Annotated in this window: 15 protein-coding genes; 10 read left to right on the top strand and 5 right to left on the bottom strand. The window is 62.8% G+C overall.

All coding sequences use genetic code 11. From position 1 onward, the window contains the following. Positions 1-135: 135 nt before the first annotated feature. A complete protein-coding gene (locus ACZ5YV_RS04750; RefSeq protein WP_449472300.1) occupies positions 136-609 on the top strand; it encodes an Lrp/AsnC family transcriptional regulator in 474 nt (157 codons plus the stop codon). A gap of 77 nt (positions 610-686) precedes the next feature. Here ACZ5YV_RS04750 and ACZ5YV_RS04755 read toward each other — a convergent pair whose 3' ends face one another. After that, positions 687-1,940 (bottom strand): tetratricopeptide repeat protein, encoded by a 1,254-nt coding sequence (locus ACZ5YV_RS04755; protein ID WP_464789146.1) that lies wholly within the window; start codon positions 1,938-1,940, stop codon positions 687-689. A gap of 127 nt (positions 1,941-2,067) precedes the next feature. Continuing rightward, a complete protein-coding gene (locus ACZ5YV_RS04760) occupies positions 2,068-3,348 on the bottom strand; it encodes a hypothetical protein (RefSeq protein ID WP_464788807.1) in 1,281 nt (426 codons plus the stop codon). 228 nt (positions 3,349-3,576) lie between these two features. Between ACZ5YV_RS04760 and gyrA the strand changes: the two genes are divergently transcribed. Both gyrA and ACZ5YV_RS04770 read left to right on the top strand, forming a co-directional pair. Continuing rightward, positions 3,577-6,309 carry a DNA gyrase subunit A gene (gyrA, locus tag ACZ5YV_RS04765; RefSeq protein ID WP_464788808.1) on the top strand — a complete coding sequence of 911 codons (2,733 nt, stop codon included), beginning with the start codon at positions 3,577-3,579 and terminating at the stop codon, positions 6,307-6,309. Continuing rightward, positions 6,306-6,653, top strand: a complete 348-nt coding sequence (locus ACZ5YV_RS04770; protein ID WP_464788809.1) for a DUF952 domain-containing protein — start codon at positions 6,306-6,308, stop codon at positions 6,651-6,653. The genes gyrA and ACZ5YV_RS04770 overlap by 4 nt, the downstream gene beginning before the upstream one ends. 107 nt (positions 6,654-6,760) lie before the next feature. On the opposite strand, the gene ACZ5YV_RS04775 is transcribed toward ACZ5YV_RS04770, so the two are convergent. Together ACZ5YV_RS04775 and ACZ5YV_RS04780 are read right to left on the bottom strand one after the other, a co-directional pair. Next, positions 6,761-7,171 (bottom strand): hypothetical protein, encoded by a 411-nt coding sequence (locus ACZ5YV_RS04775; RefSeq protein WP_464788810.1) that lies wholly within the window; start codon positions 7,169-7,171, stop codon positions 6,761-6,763. A gap of 375 nt (positions 7,172-7,546) precedes the next feature. After that, positions 7,547-8,659, bottom strand: coding sequence for a glycosyltransferase (locus ACZ5YV_RS04780; RefSeq protein WP_464788811.1), 1,113 nt, complete (start codon positions 8,657-8,659; stop codon positions 7,547-7,549). Between the two features lie 52 nt (positions 8,660-8,711). On the opposite strand from ACZ5YV_RS04780, the gene ACZ5YV_RS04785 reads away from it, so the two are divergent. The 7 genes from ACZ5YV_RS04785 to ACZ5YV_RS04815 all read left to right on the top strand — a co-directional run bounded on the left by ACZ5YV_RS04785 (position 8,712) and on the right by ACZ5YV_RS04815 (position 15,231). After that, positions 8,712-9,560 (top strand): lysophospholipid acyltransferase family protein, encoded by an 849-nt coding sequence (locus ACZ5YV_RS04785; protein WP_464789147.1) that lies wholly within the window; start codon positions 8,712-8,714, stop codon positions 9,558-9,560. A 117-nt stretch (positions 9,561-9,677) separates the two neighbouring features. Next, on the top strand, positions 9,678-10,322 hold the full coding sequence (locus ACZ5YV_RS04790) for a phosphoribosylanthranilate isomerase (protein WP_464788812.1): 645 nt from the start codon (positions 9,678-9,680) through the stop codon (positions 10,320-10,322). Further along, entirely contained in the window at positions 10,319-11,548 is a 1,230-nt protein-coding gene (gene trpB / locus ACZ5YV_RS04795) for a tryptophan synthase subunit beta (protein ID WP_464788813.1), read from the top strand. The genes ACZ5YV_RS04790 and trpB overlap by 4 nt, the downstream gene beginning before the upstream one ends. A 144-nt stretch (positions 11,549-11,692) precedes the next feature. Further along, on the top strand, positions 11,693-12,520 hold the full coding sequence (gene trpA, locus ACZ5YV_RS04800; protein ID WP_464788814.1) for a tryptophan synthase subunit alpha: 828 nt from the start codon (positions 11,693-11,695) through the stop codon (positions 12,518-12,520). After that, positions 12,517-13,368, top strand: coding sequence for an acetyl-CoA carboxylase, carboxyltransferase subunit beta (gene accD, locus ACZ5YV_RS04805; protein ID WP_449472282.1), 852 nt, complete (start codon positions 12,517-12,519; stop codon positions 13,366-13,368). The genes trpA and accD overlap by 4 nt, the downstream gene beginning before the upstream one ends. Positions 13,369-13,394: 26 nt before the next feature. Next, the gene (locus ACZ5YV_RS04810; protein WP_464788815.1) at positions 13,395-14,720 is read left to right on the top strand and encodes a bifunctional folylpolyglutamate synthase/dihydrofolate synthase; all 1,326 of its coding nucleotides are present in this window, start codon (positions 13,395-13,397) and stop codon (positions 14,718-14,720) included. 70 nt (positions 14,721-14,790) lie between these two features. Next, on the top strand, positions 14,791-15,231 hold the full coding sequence (locus ACZ5YV_RS04815) for a DUF6628 family protein (protein ID WP_464788816.1): 441 nt from the start codon (positions 14,791-14,793) through the stop codon (positions 15,229-15,231). Here the strand turns inward: ACZ5YV_RS04815 and ACZ5YV_RS04820 are convergent. After that, positions 15,216-16,541 (bottom strand): AmpG family muropeptide MFS transporter, encoded by a 1,326-nt coding sequence (locus ACZ5YV_RS04820; protein WP_464788817.1) that lies wholly within the window; start codon positions 16,539-16,541, stop codon positions 15,216-15,218. The two genes, ACZ5YV_RS04815 and ACZ5YV_RS04820, sit on opposite strands and share 16 nt — an antisense overlap. Positions 16,542-16,698 lie beyond the last annotated feature (157 nt).

The raw sequence follows: 16,698 nt of genomic DNA on the forward strand, positions 1-16,698 counted from the left end.
GAATAAGCCTTCCCGCCGGTTAGGGAAAGGGGGCGGACGTGGCGATTTCGGATCGTCGCATAGTGGGACAATTGCATTGCCCTGAAATATTATTATGATGTTGGGCACGAAATGAGAAAGGAAATAATCAGGCGAATGGCTGGCCCGAATATCGACGACATCGATCTGCACATCCTGGGCGAGCTGCAACAGGACGGCCGTATGACCAATGTGGAACTGGCTCGAAAGGTCGGATTGACCGCCCCGCCCTGCCTGCGCCGCGTCCGCGCGCTTGAGGAAAGCGGCGCGATCAATTCCTACCACGCCGTCGTCAACCCGGCCATGCTGGGCTACACCATCACCGTCTTCGCGATGGTCAGCTTGAAGAGCCAGGCGGAAGCTGATCTGAAAGCCTTTGAAGATCATGTCGCGACCCTGCCCGAGGTGCGCGAATGCTACATGCTCAATGGTGAGATCGACTTCATCCTGAAGGTCGTGGCCAAGGACCTCCAAAGCTTCCAGCAGTTTCTCACCTCGAAACTGACGCCCGCGCCAAATGTGGTGAGCGTCAAGACCTCGCTCACCATCCGCATGGCGAAAAACCTGCCGGGCGTCCCCCTGCCGCTTTGACCAGCAAAACGACGGCGATCGCTCGCCGCCACTAGGCCAGCGCTTCCGTGTCGCGCGCTGGCCCCTGGATCAATCACTTAGCTCGCGGGCGGAACCGCCACTGGCTGAAACGCCGTCTTGCGGCTCTGCTGATCGACCCAAACGCTCCAGAATCCAGCGACGTTGGCCCAATTGCCCGTCACCTGAGCTAGCGCCGTCTTGGCTCCCGCCAGATCGCCTGAACGCGCGAGAGCTATGCCAAGCCGCGCATTGCCCTTCCCCTGATCCACTCCACCCTTCGACAGGGCCAGTCGATACATCTCGACCGCCTGCGGAAACTGGCTGAGTGAAAAATAGCTGTCGGCCACCGCCAACGCCGCCGACCCATCCTTCGCCCCTGCGGCCTTCTTCGCCGCAGCGGGCAGCGCCGCAATTTCCTTGGCGGCCTTTGGCGTTACGCTCTTCATCAGGCTGGCGGTCACGGCCTGTGTTTGCGTCAGCTTGCCCGCCGAACGCCCCGCTTCGATGATCGCCTTTGCCTCAGCATAATTGCCCGCCTTTTCGGCAAGCTGCGCATAGGCCTGATAATCGCGTTCACTCGCCATCGCGCCGTTCGCCGCCTGCAAGCGATACAGATCCAACTGCGGCTGCGCGTCGGTGCCGGGCGCGGTCAGATAGTTGGCAAGTGCCGATCGCCATTCCGGCGCCGAACCATAATGCGTCAGCCGCTCGCGATAGAGCGAACCAACCTCCGCCCAATCCCCGGCTGCATAGGCAAGCGAAATCGCCCGGTCATACCAGGCTGCCGGAACAGCTTGCCCTGACGCTCGCTGCCGGGCCAGCGCATCCCGCACGAAGGGGCGCGCTTCCTTGGCCTTGTTCTTGCGGAGGTAGATATCGGCGCGCAGCATCGTCGCGTCGATCCCGTCATAGCCCAGCGTCCTGGCATAATCGAGTTGCGCGAACGCATCGTCATAATTGCCAACCACATAGGACAGATAGCCCGCGACGTAGCGCAATCGCGGTGCATCCTTCTTGGGCACGGAACTCGTCTTGAACATGTCCGTCAACGCGACCCGCTGCGCCTGGAAATTCTGCTTGAGCACGGCCAGCTCGAACCGCAGCCCTGCCGCTGCATAGGCCTCATAATCGCTCGTGGGCGTCAGGCCGCTGATCTGCGCCTGCGCCGCATTGACGTCGCCTGCATTGATCGCGCTGTCGGCTGCTTGAGCGGCTGCACGAAACCCTTCGCTCATGACGATGACCGGCCCACCGGCCGAAGCCTTTTTCGCCGCCGCTGGCGTTGAAAAAGCCGCAACGGCGGTGATCGCAAGAAGCCCTGATTTCAGCATGGATTGTCGCAGCGCGATCATGTCGGCCGTCCCCTTTATGTCATGCGCCATTGGGCGCAGGTCCCTGTTATGTCGATGATAGGAAAAAAGGTGCGCCCATCACCCGATCGGCGCACCCTGTTTCAAATCAGGCCTTGGTGGCGAGATAGGCCAGCCAGAGATCGGCGATCTTCTTGCGCGTCCCGGCCTGAACCGACTGGAACGCCGCCTTGGCCGAAGCGACATCGCCGCCAAGTGCCTTGGCGATGCCCATGCGCGTATTCACTTCGTCCGCATCGACGCCGCCCTTCTGCTTGGCCAGGTCGAACATCGCAGCTGCCTTGGCATAATCGCCATAGCCGAGGTAGGCGTCCGCCGTGGCCGCCGCGATCTTGCCAGTGGCAGCCTTCCGGGCATCGGCCTCCGCAGAACCCAGCGATGCCTTGTCGCCCGCAATTTTCGGCGCTGCGGTCTGGTACAGGTCCGCACCTGCGGTGCCCTTCAGCACGCCCTTCGCCCGGCCCTGATCGATCGCCGACTTTACCTCGCCATAAATGCCGGTCTTCGACGCCATTTCGCCATATTCAAGGAAGTCGCCTGCGACGACCAGGCCGCCCGATGCCGCCATCAAGCGGAGAACGTCCAGATTCTCACGCGTCGTGATGTTTGGATTGGATTGCTGAAACAGGCGGATGAGCGTGCGAAGATTTTCGCCATTGGGGGCCACCTGATAGGCCAGTGTTGCCCATTCGGTCACTTCGGGCAGGCGCGCAGCCGCCGCGCGGCTCACGCCGATCTGATACCATTGGGCTGGCACCTGGCCGCCTGCCGCCTTGGTGGCGTCGGCCGCCGCCTTCAGGGCAGCAAGGCCCTTCTGATTGAGGCCGCGGGCAGGTTCAGCGGAAGGATTGGCTGTGCCTGCCTTCCCGAAATAGGCCTGCGCCAGCGTCGCGTTGACCGCTTCAGGCTTGTAGCCCGCCTGAGCTGCCGCCTGCGCCCGCTGGATCGCCAGATCATAATTCTTCGCCTGCATCGCCTGATCGGCAGCAACAGCGTTGAACTGCCCGACCTGGTCCGGCGGGGTGAGGCCGCTGTCCAGCATCTGCGTCAGCGCCTCGCTCTGCATCGCGCTGTCCTTGGCGGCGATGGAGGTGTTCAGCTTGATCGCGCCGATCTGATATTTGTCGTCGTTCGACTTGGCCTTGCTGTCCGCATCGGCCAGCGCCGCCTTGGCCCCGGCAAAGTCATTCTTCTGCGCCGCCGCCTGCGCCGTCTGTAGCGCCTTGATCACGTCGGGAGATACATTGAGCTTGGGCGCTCCGCCCTTCTTGTCTTCTTTCTTGGCCGCCATCGCGGGCGCGGAAATGGCGCCTCCGGTCAGCGCCAGGGCCAGCGCGAGCGCCACGGGGGGTACAAAACGCATGATCATCTTCTCCTCTGTGCGCCTTGGGGGAAAAGGCGCCCCTTGATTAAGCGCCGTTTAGGGGGCGGCGCGTGAATGACATTTGAACATCGTATATGCAGCAGTTTTCCGCCTGTCAGCCCTTTCTTACAGCTTGATCTGACGCGAGCGCGCGTGCGCGCGAGGGGTGACAGATTTGTTTCGCTCCGCTAGTGCATGAGCAACGAAACAGTTCCATCCAAAAAGAGAATCGCATTGACCGACGAGACTGCCCTCGCCGACCCCTCGGACATCAGCCCCATCTCCATCGTCGATGAGATGAAGGCCAGCTATCTCGACTATGCCATGTCGGTCATCGTCGCCCGCGCCCTGCCGGATGTCCGCGACGGATTGAAGCCGGTGCACCGCCGCATTCTCTTCTCGGCCCATGAATCGGGCTTTCAACATAACAAGCCCTACCGCAAGTCGGCCCGCATCGTCGGTGACGTGATCGGTAAATATCACCCGCATGGCGACAGCGCGATCTATGACGCCTTGGCGCGCATGACGCAGGACTGGTCCATGCGCGTGCCGCTGATCGATGGTCAGGGGAACTTCGGTTCCATGGACCCCGATCCGCCAGCGGCCATGCGTTACACCGAAGCGCGTCTTGCCAAGGTCACGACAGCCCTGCTGGAGGATCTCGACAAGGACACCGTCGATTTCCAGCCGAACTACGACGCTTCGGAGAGCGAGCCGCAGGTCCTGCCCGCCCGCTTCCCCAATCTGCTCGTCAACGGCGCGGGCGGCATCGCGGTCGGCATGGCAACCAACATTCCGCCGCACAATCTCGGCGAAGTGATCCGCGCCTGCCTCGCCTATATCGATAATCCGGCGATCACGATCGATGAACTGATCCAGATCGTTCCCGCCCCTGACTTCCCGACCGCCCCGCTGATCCTTGGCCAATCCGGTGCCCGCAACGCCTATCATACCGGGCGTGGCTCCATCATGATGCGCTCGCGCCATGTGATCGAGGAAGGGCGCGGCGACCGTCGCTCCATCGTGCTGACCGCCATTCCCTATCAGGTCGGCAAGAACGGCCTGGTCGAAAAAATCGCCGAAGCCGCAAAGGACAAGCGGATCGAGGGCATCAGCGATATTCGCGACGAATCGAACCGTCTGGGCGTCCGCATCGTCATGGACCTGAAGCGCGACGCCACGCCCGAAGTCGTGCTCAACCAGTTGTGGCGCAACACCCCCGCCCAGTCGAGCTTCCCGGCCAACATGCTCGCCATTCGCGGCGGCCGTCCGGAACTGCTCAACATCCGGGACATTATCGAAGCGTTCGTTCGCTTCCGTGAAGAGGTCATCACCCGCCGTACGAAGTACGAGCTCAACAAGGCTCGCGATCGTGCGCATATCTTGCTGGGTCTCGTCATCGCGGTCACCAACCTCGACGAAGTCGTCCGCATCATCCGTGGATCGGCTAGCCCCGCCGAGGCTCGCGAAACCCTGCTGGCCCGCGACTGGCCGGTGGCGGAAATCGCGCCTTATCTGAAGCTGGTCGAAGCGATCGAAACTGAAGCGGGCGGCGAAACATACCGGCTCTCGGACATTCAGGTCCGCGCCATCCTTGACCTGCGCCTCCATCGCCTGACCGCGCTCGGCCGCGACGAAATCGGCAATGAACTCGCCGAACTGGCCGCGGCCATCGCCGAATATCTCGCCATCCTCGGCGACCGTCAGAAGCTCTATGCCGTCATGCGTGAAGAGTTTGAGGCGATCGAACGCGATTTCGCCACCCCGCGCATCTCGGAAATCACCGCTGCCGCCGACGGCATCGAGGATGAAGACCTGATCGAGCGCGAGGAGATGGTCGTCACCGTCACCGTGCAGGGCTATATCAAGCGCACCCCGCTTGAAAGCTTCCGCGCCCAGGCGCGCGGCGGCAAGGGCCGCTCCGGCATGGCGACAAAGGATGAGGACGCTATCACCGAACTGTTCGTAACCTCCACGCACACGCCGGTTCTCTTCTTCTCGACGGCCGGCAAGGTCTATCGCATGAAGGTCTGGCGCCTTCCCGAAGGTGGCCCGGCGACCCGTGGCCGTCCGATGGTGAACCTCCTCCCGCTCGGCCCGGGCGAAACGATCCAGACCGTCTTGCCGCTGCCCGAGGATGAGGACAGCTGGAAGGACCTGCACGTCATGTTCGCCACCGCGAACGGCACCGTGCGCCGCAACAGCATGGACGCCTTCGCCAACGTGCCGAGCAACGGCAAGATCGCAATGCGCTTCGATGAAGGCAGCGAAGACTGCCTGATCGGCGTTGCGCTGCTCAGCGAAGAGGATGACGTCCTTCTCGCCACCCGCCAAGGCAAGGCAATCCGCTTCAAGGCGACCGACGTCCGCGAATTCCAGAGCCGCACCTCTACGGGTGTGCGCGGCATGACGCTCAAGAAGGATGACGAGGTCATTTCACTCTCCATCCTCCACCGCTCCGGCGCCAATCAGGAAGAGCGCGACGATTATCTCCGCTTCGCCCCCTGGAAGCCCGAAAAGGAAGGCTCGCCGCAGATGAGCGAAGAGCGCTTCGCCGATCTACAGGCGAAGGAGCAGTTCATCCTCACCGTCTGCTCCAACGGCTATGGCAAGCTGTCATCGGCGTACGACTATCGCCGCACCGGCCGCGGCGGTCAGGGCATCACGAACATCGACAATATCGGCCGCAACGGCCCGGTTGTCGCCAGCTTCCCGGCGCGCCATGGCGATCATCTGATGCTCGTCACCGATCAGGCAAAGCTGATCCGCATGGGCCTGGACACGCTGCGCGTCATCGGCCGCAACTCGGCGGGCGTGCGCCTCTTCAACGTGTCCGACGACGAACATGTCGTCAGCGCCGCGAAGATCGAGGAAAGCGATGAGGAAACCGAGGTCAGCACTCCCGCAGGCCTCGAAACCTCGCCCGAAGTCAGCCCCGAAGCCGACCCGGACCTCACCGAAGAGTGACAGAGCTTTTCGCCTACAAGATCCTGACCAAGGATCAGTATGACCAGCTAAAGACCGACGGCGTGTTCAAGGGCGCGCCCGTCGATCTCGCCGACGGCTACATCCACATGTCCACCCGCGAACAGGCCGCCGAAACCGCCGCCAAACACTTCGCGGGCCAGGACAATCTGGTAATGCTAATGATCGACCTCGCCCCCTTCGGCGAGGCGGTGAAGTGGGAAGAGTCACGCGGCTGCGCCCTCTTTCCGCACCTCTACGGCGACCTGCCGCTGAGCGCTGTGGCGGGGAAGGTCGTCCTGCGGTTGGATGAGCAGGGCAGGCACCTGTTTCCGGCTGGATTTTAACTCGCCCTTCGAACGAAGTCGAGAACGGCACACTCAGACGCGCCTGTTCACTCACCATTTTCCCGTAAGCGGATTAATTCCTCACCAGAGATACATGTATGCGAACCTCAAGGCAAGTTGGCACCCACGATAAACTCTGATGTTTCAGGGTTGAACCCCAGACCCTTAGGGGTAACACCATACATCGCTTGGGTAATTCCGTCAGCCTCTTTCAAAGGAAAGCCGTTGGCACGAAGAAATGCGTGTATCTCCTGAGCGAAATGGTGAGCTTCGGCATCACCCATGATCGCTACAACTGTTATGGGCGTCGATCTAGGGAGCTGTTCTAGTATCTGCCTTTTCAGGGCGTCGCTCAACTTACGTGGTTGAGGCCCCAGATTAACCGTATGGGCCGTGATCCCTCCACTTTGGTTATAGGATCTGACGCTCTGATCCAAGAGAACGGTTAGTTCTTCACGTGTGGGACCACGACCAAAGCGCTTCCTGAACATCTCTTCAAAAGTTTCACTGATCGACATTGACGTCCTTGATGTTTCTTGCAGTGATACCGCCAGTTTGGGCGTGAGAAGTAACTCGCTGGTCAAAGGTCACGCTAGAGGCGGGCGTAGAAGACGTCTTATTAGACGAACTTATTAGTGCGTCTAGGATCGCTGCTATTACACTAGCGCTTGCTATCAAGCCCGCCGCCCAGCGCCAATCAATGGTCGGCATGCTTGACCATGCAATTAGACCTATGCCTATCATGCAGCCAAATGTCGCAAGCGGCTTGGGCAATGCTGGAAATCTCCAGCGAACAAAGCCGAAAACGCAACTTACACCAAGGCCGAATAACAAGCGTGAATCCATAGATTCTCATATCAATCGGAAACCAGTTTTCAAGGCAAGTGAATACTTTAACGAGTCATTCGCACCACCTTCCCCTTCGCCACCCAATAATCAAACCCACCCCACCTGATCCGCCTCGAACAGACCGCCGCCAGTTGCATCCCCAAATGCACCCAGCACACCACAAACGGCGCCAGCACATCCCACCAGAGCGACCGCTGGGCCGCCCGAGCCTGCTCCGGCTCCACCACCCCCGCGATGATCCGCCGCCGCATCAACGCCCGCCCCACAGCCGCCGCATAACCCACGGCCACAGCACTCCAACCACCCCAACCAAAAGCCCAAACCCAGCCCAAAGCCTGAACCGCCACCACAAAAGTCGCGACCGCCCACATCCCCGGACTATTCGTCCAGATATGCCGATACTGCCGCACCCCAAAAGCAAAGGCCCCCAGCGCCTCCAACGGCGAGGCCACCAGCAAATCCCGCACCGGCCGCAACCGCAGCTTGGCCCGCCACCCGGCCAGCCCAATCGCCATGTCATCCGACAACCGCCCCGCCAGCGCCGCATCCAGATCAAGCTGCTCCGCCACCTCCCGCGTCAGAGCCATAGCCCCGCCCCAAGGCATGGTCGCACTCGCAGCCCGAGGCAAAGTCGCCAGCTGCATCTCCACCGCCCCCACCAGCGCGGCCACCGCACTTCGCTCGGGCAACAGCAACCGATAGCCAGTCACAATATCCGCCTTCCCCCGCACCAGAGGAAAGAGCAACCGCCCCACCAACCGCGCAGGCGGCTCAATATCGGCGTCCACGAACACCAGATAGCGATCCTCCGGCCGCAAAGCCCGCAAAGCCGCCCGCAACTTATGAACCTTCTGCCCTTCATCCACCGCGACACCCGCCCGGACGATCTGCACCCAATCCCCCTCCCGCGCCGCCAAAGCCTCAGCCGCCGCGCACCCGCCGCTAGAGGCAATCACCAATCGAAACCGAGCCGTCTGCGCCTTCAACCGCGCAATCAATTCCGCGCCACCGTCCCAATCATCCCGCACCGACAGCAGTACGGCCACGCCATCAGGCGCTTCCTCCTGACGATCCACAGGCAGATGCCGCCAGTAATTCAGCACCCCCAGCAGCGTCAGCCCCTGCAGCACCACCCACAGCCAAAAGGCCCAACTCATAGAAACCCAAGCCCTTTACCGCCCCGACCGCTGCTGTATGACGCTTGGCAAGATGCTCTCCAACCCTTTTCTCTTCACCCTCCTGCGCCTGCTCCCCGCATCCATCGCCTCATGGCTGGGTGGCTGGCTGTCGGCGAACGTCGCACGCAGGGCCATGAAGCTGCGGGACCAGCGCGCCCGCGCCAACCTCGCCATCCTGCGCCCGGACCTGGAAGAAACCACGCGCGAGGAAATGCTTACCCGCCGCTGGTTCAATCTCGGCCGCACGATGGCGGAACTCGCCAATATCGACCGGCTCGTGAACAACCGGCATGTCGGCATCACGAACGAACCGGCCTATCGGGAATCGTTGGCGTCGCCCCGCCCCATGATCTTTCTGACCACCCATATCGGCAACTGGGATTTACTCGCCGCCCATTTGAAAGCGTCAACCGATCGTCCCGGCCTCGGCGTCTACGACCCTCCTTCCGATCCTGCTCAGGCCAAGATGCTGAAGCGGGCACGGGAAAGCTATATGGGGGAAGCCATCACCGGCAGCGGCGCCGCCCGATCGATCCTGCGTCACCTTGCGGAAAAGGAAAGGGCGATGCTCTACATCCTGGTTGACGAACGGAGGGATCGACAGGTGTGGTTTCCCCGCTTCGGCAGAGATGTGGAACCGTCGGGAAATCTTTCCATCGCGCTACGCCTCGCTCGGCGCAGCAACGCCCGCTTCCTGCCTTTCACCCTGGCAAGGACCCAGGGCGCTCATTTCCGTCTCGATTGGCACCCGCCGCTTGATCCTCTGGTCATGGACGAAGCAGATCTGCTGGATCAGGTCGACGCCTTCCTCGGCAAAGCCTGCGTCGACCATGCGGACCAATGGCTCGCCCTGCATGACATGGATCTGACGACGCCTTGAGCTGTTCCGTACTCCTGCGCAGGCAGGAGCCCAGTTCAGAGGGTGGGACTAGACTCCTGCCTGCGCAGGAGCACGGAGCATATGGTTCTTGGTGACCTCACCCGCTAAAGCCCCCAAATGTCCCGACTCGACATCAAGATTTGCGGCCTTTCGACGCCCGACACTGTCGGCGCGGCGATCCGCGCAGGCGCGACGCGCCTCGGCTTCGTCCATTTCGCTAAAAGCCCCCGCCATGTCGAAGCAGACCAACTACGCGCCCTCGCTGCAACAGTCCCCGCCGAGATCGAGCGCGTCGCCGTACTAGTCGATCCAACCGACGAAACCCTCGCCGAACTCACGGCAACAAATGTCCTCACTGCCCTGCAACTCCACGGCAAGGAAAGCCCCGAACGCACCGCCGCCATCGCTAAGCGCTTCAACCTCCCCGTCTGGAAAGCCATTTCCGTAAAAACCCGCGCCGACATCGACGCAGCAAAAGCCTATACCGGCGCGGCTGATCTCCTGCTCTTCGATGCCAAGACACCGGACGGCGCAGCGCTGCCCGGCGGCATGGGCCTGCGCTTCGACTGGACGCTCCTGCGCGGCGTACCCATATCCATGCCCTGGGGTCTTTCCGGAGGCCTCGGCATCGACAATGTCGCCGAAGCGATCCGCATCACTGGCGCCCCGATGATCGACGTTTCTTCCGGCGTGGAAAGCGCGCCGGGCATCAAGAGTGTGGACAAGATCATGGCCTTCTGCAAAGCGGCACAGCAATCATGACCATCAACAACTCCCTCCGCTCGCAACCGGATGCCTCCGGCCATTTCGGCTCCTTCGGCGGCCGCTATGTTGCGGAAACGCTGATGCCCCTCATCCTGGAGCTGGAGAAGGTCTATAAGGAAGCGAGGCAAGACCCCGCTTTCGAAGAAGAGTTCGAAGAACTGCTGCGCAACTATGTCGGCCGTCCCAATCCGCTTTACTATGCCAGCCGCCTGACCGAAGCGCTCCGCGCCGATGCGCCCGAGGGTAAAGGCGCGAAAATCTATCTGAAGCGCGAAGAGCTCAACCATACCGGCGCGCACAAGATCAACAATTGCATCGGCCAGGCGCTGCTAGCCCGTCGCATGGGCAAGAAGAAGGTCATCGCCGAAACCGGCGCGGGCCAGCATGGCGTCGCCACCGCCACCGTGGCCGCCCTGTTCGGCATGGAATGCAAGATTTTCATGGGCGCCAAGGACGTAGAGCGGCAAAAGCCCAACGTCTTCCGCATGAAGCTGCTGGGCGCGGAAGTCATCCCCGTCGTTTCCGGCTCGCAGACGCTCAAGGACGCGATGAACGATGCCCTGCGTCACTGGGTCTCGAACGTCCACGATACCTTCTACATCATCGGTACGGCGGCAGGTCCGCACCCCTATCCGGAACTGGTCCGCGACTTCCAGTCGGTGATCGGCCGCGAAGCGCGCGAGCAGATTCTCGAGATCGAAGGCCGCTTGCCCGACATGTTGATTGCTCCGGTCGGCGGCGGCTCGAACGCGATCGGCCTCTTCCATCCGTTCCTCGATGATGTGGACGTCAAGATGATCGGCGTGGAAGCAGCAGGCGAAGGGCTCACCGGCAAACATGCCGCGTCCCTCGCAGGCGGCGCGTCCGGCATCCTGCACGGCAACCGCACCTATCTGCTTCAGGACGAAGACGGCCAGATAACAGAAGCGCACAGCATTTCCGCGGGCCTCGACTATCCCGGCATCGGTCCTGAACATAGCTGGCTGCACGAGATCGGCCGGGTCCAGTACATGCCGATTACCGACGATGAAGCGCTCGCCAGCTTCCAGAAGCTCGCCGCTCTCGAAGGCATCATCCCGGCACTGGAGTCCGCCCACGCCATCGCCAGCGCGGAAAAGGTCGCGCCAACGATGGGCGCGGACCAGATCATCATCGTCAACCTCTCGGGCCGGGGCGACAAGGACATCTTCACCGTCGCCGACGCGCTGGGAGTGGAGATGTGATTCACCTCTCGATGCCGTCCTACCTATCCCCCGTTCGCCCTGAGCTTGTCGAAGGGCATTCCTTTCTTGAAGAGAAGAGCAGGGCTTCGACATTCGAGCGAGCCAAGCGGCTCGATCGAACAGCCCGAACGGAAGTTAGTTCTAATGACTGACCGCCTCGCCACTCGCTTCGCCGCCTGCAAGGAAGCAGGACGCGCCGCCCTCATCACCTTCGTGACGGCAGGTGACCCGACCGTAGCCGCCACCCCCGCAATCCTTGACGCTCTCGTCGCTGGGGGCGCGGACATCATCGAACTCGGCATGCCCTTCACTGATCCGATGGCGGACGGCCCCGCGATCGAACTCGCCAATCTGCGCAGCCTCGGGTCAGGCACCAAGACGAAGGACATCTTCCACCTCGCGACCACCTTCCGCGCCCGCCACCCGCATATACCGCTGATCCTCATGGGCTATGCCAATCCCATGCTGATCCGCGGCTCCGAATGGTTCGCAGATCAGTGCCGCGAAGCAGGCGTGGATGGCGTGATCTGCGTCGATGTTCCGCCTGAAGAGGACGCGGAGATCGGCCCGGCCCTGCGCGCGGCAGGCGTTCACCTGATCCGCCTTGCCACGCCGACCACCGACGCGGCTCGCCTGCCCGCCGTGCTCAACGGCGCCAGCGGCTTCCTCTACCACGTCGCCGTCGCGGGCGTGACCGGCAAACAGCAGGCTGCGCAGGCCGCTGTCGAGCAGGCGGTGGAGAAGTTGAAGGCCGCGACCGACCTCCCCATCGCGGTCGGTTTCGGCGTGCGCTCCGCCGAACAGGCCGCCGCCATCGGCCGCGTTGCTGACGGCGTCGTCGTCGGATCAGCCATTGTCGACATCGTCGGCTCGCACGGCGATGCCGCCGCCCCCTTCGTTCAAGAGTTCGTCGCCACATTGAGCGGCGCGCTCAAAGCCAACAGCCCCCATTTCCGGGAGACCGCCGCATGAGCTGGATCAACCGCGTCCGCAAGGCCGTTCCCTTCCTCGCAAAAAAGGAAACCACCGCCGAGACGCTGTGGCACAAATGCCCGTCCTGCACCGAGATGATCTTCATCAAGGAGTGGGAGGATAATCTTTCCGTCTGCCCGCGCTGCGACCATCACGGCCGCATCGGCCCGTCGGAGCGTTTCGAACAGATCCTCGACGCAGGCTTCATTCTCCTGCCGACACCCCCGGTCCAGGAAGACCCGCTCAAATTCCGCGATTCAAAGCGTTACCCCGACCGTATCAAGGCAGCCCGCGCCCAGACCGGCGACCAGGACGCGCTGATCAACGCACGCGGCGCAATCGACGACGTGCCGCTAGTCATGGGCGTCCAGAATTTCGCCTTCATGGGCGGTTCCATGGGCATGGGCGTCGGCGCGGCCTTCATCCAGGGCGTGAATGAGGCCATCGGCCACAAATGCCCCTATGTCATCTTCACGGCGGCAGGCGGCGCGCGCATGCAGGAAGGCATCCTGTCCCTCATGCAGATGCCGCGCTCGACCGTCGCCATCCAGAAGCTGCACGCGGCGGGCCTGCCCTATATCGTCGTCCTCACCGATCCCACGACCGGCGGCGTCACGGCGAGCTACGCCATGCTGGGCGACGTCCAGATCGCCGAGCCCAATGCCCTCATCGGCTTCGCAGGCCAGCGCGTCATCGAAAGCACGATCCGCGAAAAGCTGCCGGACGGTTTCCAGCGCGCCGAATATCTGCTGGAACATGGCATGCTCGACATGGTCGTGCATCGCAGTGAATTGCGCGACACGCTGGCCCGAGTGATCGGCTATCTAGCCCCTCGCGCCGCCGCCTGACGCGATCGCGCGAGGAACATAGGGCCATGCCCGACCACGCCATTTCGGACGACCCGGCGGTCCAATCGCAGCTGGACCGCCTCGCTACGCTGTCGCCGGGCGCGGACATATTGGGTCTGGAACGCATCACCAGCCTGCTTGACCGGCTCGGCAATCCGCACCGCGCGCTGCCGCCCATCTTCCATGTCGCAGGCACCAATGGCAAAGGATCGACCTGCGCCTTCTTGCGCGCCGCGCTCGAAGCGGATGGCCGGAGCGTCCATGTCTTCACCTCGCCCCATCTCGTCCGCTTCAACGAACGCATCCGCATCAACGGCCAGCTGATCAGCGACGAAGCGCTCGCCCACTATCTCTCCCGCGTCCTGGACGTGGCCGAAGGCATCGGCCCCAGCTTCTTCGAAGTCACCACCGCCGCCGCCTTCCTTGCCTTCGCCGAACATCCCGCCGACGCCTGCATCCTTGAAGTTGGGCTGGGCGGCCGTCTCGACGCCACCAATGTGATCGAAAACCCCGCCGTTTGCGGCATCGCCCAGCTCGGGATCGACCATCAGGCCTTCCTCGGCAACACGCTGCGCGCCATAGCGGCGGAGAAGGCGGGCATCGCCAAGCCCGGCGCCGCCCTCGTAACCCAGCGCTATCCCGAATCACTGGCCCCCGCGATGCGTGAAGCAGCGGCCCGCGCCCGCACCGACTGGCTCCCCATGGGCCAAAGCTGGGACGCGGCCAGCTACCGCGACCGCCTGCATTATCGCGACGAACAAGGCCGCATCGAAACCCCGCTCCCCCGCCTCCCCGGCGCGCATCAGGTGCAGAACGCCGCCCTCGCCTTCGCCATGCTGCGCCATCAGACCGCCCTGCCCGTCAGCGAAGCCGCGCTCAAAGCCGCCCCCCTCTGGGCACACTGGCCCGCCCGGCTCCAACGCCTGGACCACGGCCCCCTGCTCGCCCCGCTCCCCCCGGAAAGCGAAGCCTGGCTCGACGGCGGCCACAACGCTGGAGCCGGAGAAGCCATCAGCGCCTTCTTCACGACAGATCGCCTCGCCGGACGCAAACTGCACCTCATCATCGGCATGCTCGCCAACAAGGAAGTGGATGCCTTCCTCGCCCCCCTCGCCGGACGCATAGCCCACATCCACGCACTGCCCGTCCCCGGCCACGAGCATCATCCCGCCAGCCGCTTCGCCGCCATAGCGGAGCGCTGGGGCATCGACTGCACCGCGCATGCAGATCCCGCCGCCGCCATCAACGCAGTCGCGGCGTCATCCAAAACCGAACCTCCGCTGCTGTTCATCGCCGGGTCGCTCTACCTCGCAGGCGAAATTTTGCGCCTGAACGAGCAATATCCCGACTGAATATACTTGCGATTGACTCGCAATAGCGTAACTTGCTCTCCGTAACGCAACGGATAAAAGGTGCACGCACATGGCCCATGGAGAGATCACCCCCCTCGACCTGCCCGGCGCATTGCCTCCCGGCTACGGCAACCGCCTGTTCCTCTACGCGATGCGCCGCATGGCCAGCGCCGGGGTCGATGATGCTCACGCAGCCAACGCCATGCTCGGCGCATTCGGCCGCAGCTACCGCCGCCCGCTAGTCCTCATGCGCGCCATGATGCTCGAACTTGCCCGCTGCGCCACCCGCCGGATACTCGTGGCGCCCTGCTGCTGCGCCCGCATGACCGCGGACGAAGCATCGCTCATGCATTCCATCAGCACTGCGCTACAGGACCCGCCTTCATCCTATGAGCAACTCGCCTCGCTGCTCGGCACGGACGACGTCCTCGGCGCCCTGACCTGCCTGCAAGCCGTCGCGCAGGCGCACAGCGACCTCGGCCGCCCCCTCGACCTTTATGCCGGAGCCTGACCACCTTCGTCCGTCGCGGCGCTGCCAACACTCGCATCCACCAGTCCGCTGCGCATCATCAGCCAGAACAGGATAATGCCCGGCAGCGCCAGCACGGTCGTCAGCAGGTAGAAATCGACATAGCCGAACCGCTCGATCAGCGAGCCCGCCGACGTCCCTGTCAGGAAGCGCCCGACAATGCTCGCCGCCGCCGAAATCATCGCATATTGCGCGGCGGTGAAACGCAGGTCGCACAGCGCGGAGAAATAGGCGACCACGGCAACGCCGCCGATCCCGCTAGCGAAATTCTCGAACCCGATGGCACCCGCCATGCCCACATTGCTCTTGCCGGTCGCCGCCAGCAGGGCAAAGCTGAAGTTCGACACCGCCATCAGCATCAAGCTGATCAGCACCGACCGCTTCAACCCCAACCGCGCATACAGCACCCCGCCAACGAAAATCCCGGCCAGCAATGCCCAGAAACCCACGCCCACATCGTAGATCGCGATCTCCTCATTACTGTAACCCAGATCGTTGAACAGCAGCCGGAACGTCAGGTTGGCCAGCGTATCGCCAATCTTGTGGACGATGATGAACAGCAGGACGAGCAGCGCGCCCTTGCGCTTGAAGAAATCAACGAACGGCCCGATTATCGCCTGCACCAGTTCCCCGCCCGTCTTCCGGGAAGCAATCTCCCGATGCCGTTCAGGCTCGCCCACGATCAACGCCGCCAGCATCGCAGGCAGCGCGAACAGCGAACAGACCAGATAGGCCAGCGTCCAATCCCAATATTGCGCCACCACCAGCGCCAGAGCGCCCGCCGCCGCCGCGCCAATGCGCCACCCATATTGCGACATGCCCGCGCCAACGCCCAATTGCTCGGGCCGCAATATCTCGATCCGATACCCATCGATGATGATGTCGAACGTCGCCCCCGCAATCCCCAACAGGATCGCGGCCCGCACCGTCCCCATCAGGTCGTTCGCCGGATCGACCACGGCCAGATTGACCACCGCCGCCATCACCAGCAGTCCCGCCACCAGCATCCACGACACGCGCTGGCCCAACCGATGCAGCAGGGGCAGCTTCACCCCCTCGATCACCCAGGCCCACAGCCATTTGAGATTATAGGCGAGCAACACCAGGCTGAACGCCGTAACGCTTTTCTTGTCGATCCCATCCTGCGCCAGCCGCGACGCCAGGTTCGCGCCGATCATGGCAAAGGGAAAACCGGACGAGATCCCCAGGAACAGCGCAGCCAGCGGCGCCTTCTCCACATAGGGCTTCACCGCATCCAGCCAGCCTCGGGTGCCCACGGCAATGTCAGTCATGAAAAAGGCGCGCCCCCAAAATGCTTGTCGCGCCACCATATGGCCAATCATCGGAGAAACAAGCGGAACTCGCCCCAGCGGCATCTCCGCCTCATCCCATATGACGAAAGCTACCCCCATTTCCAAGGCATCGCATGGTCCAATAGGCCACCACTGG

This window comes from Sphingobium sp. TomTYG46 (genome assembly GCF_055396345.1).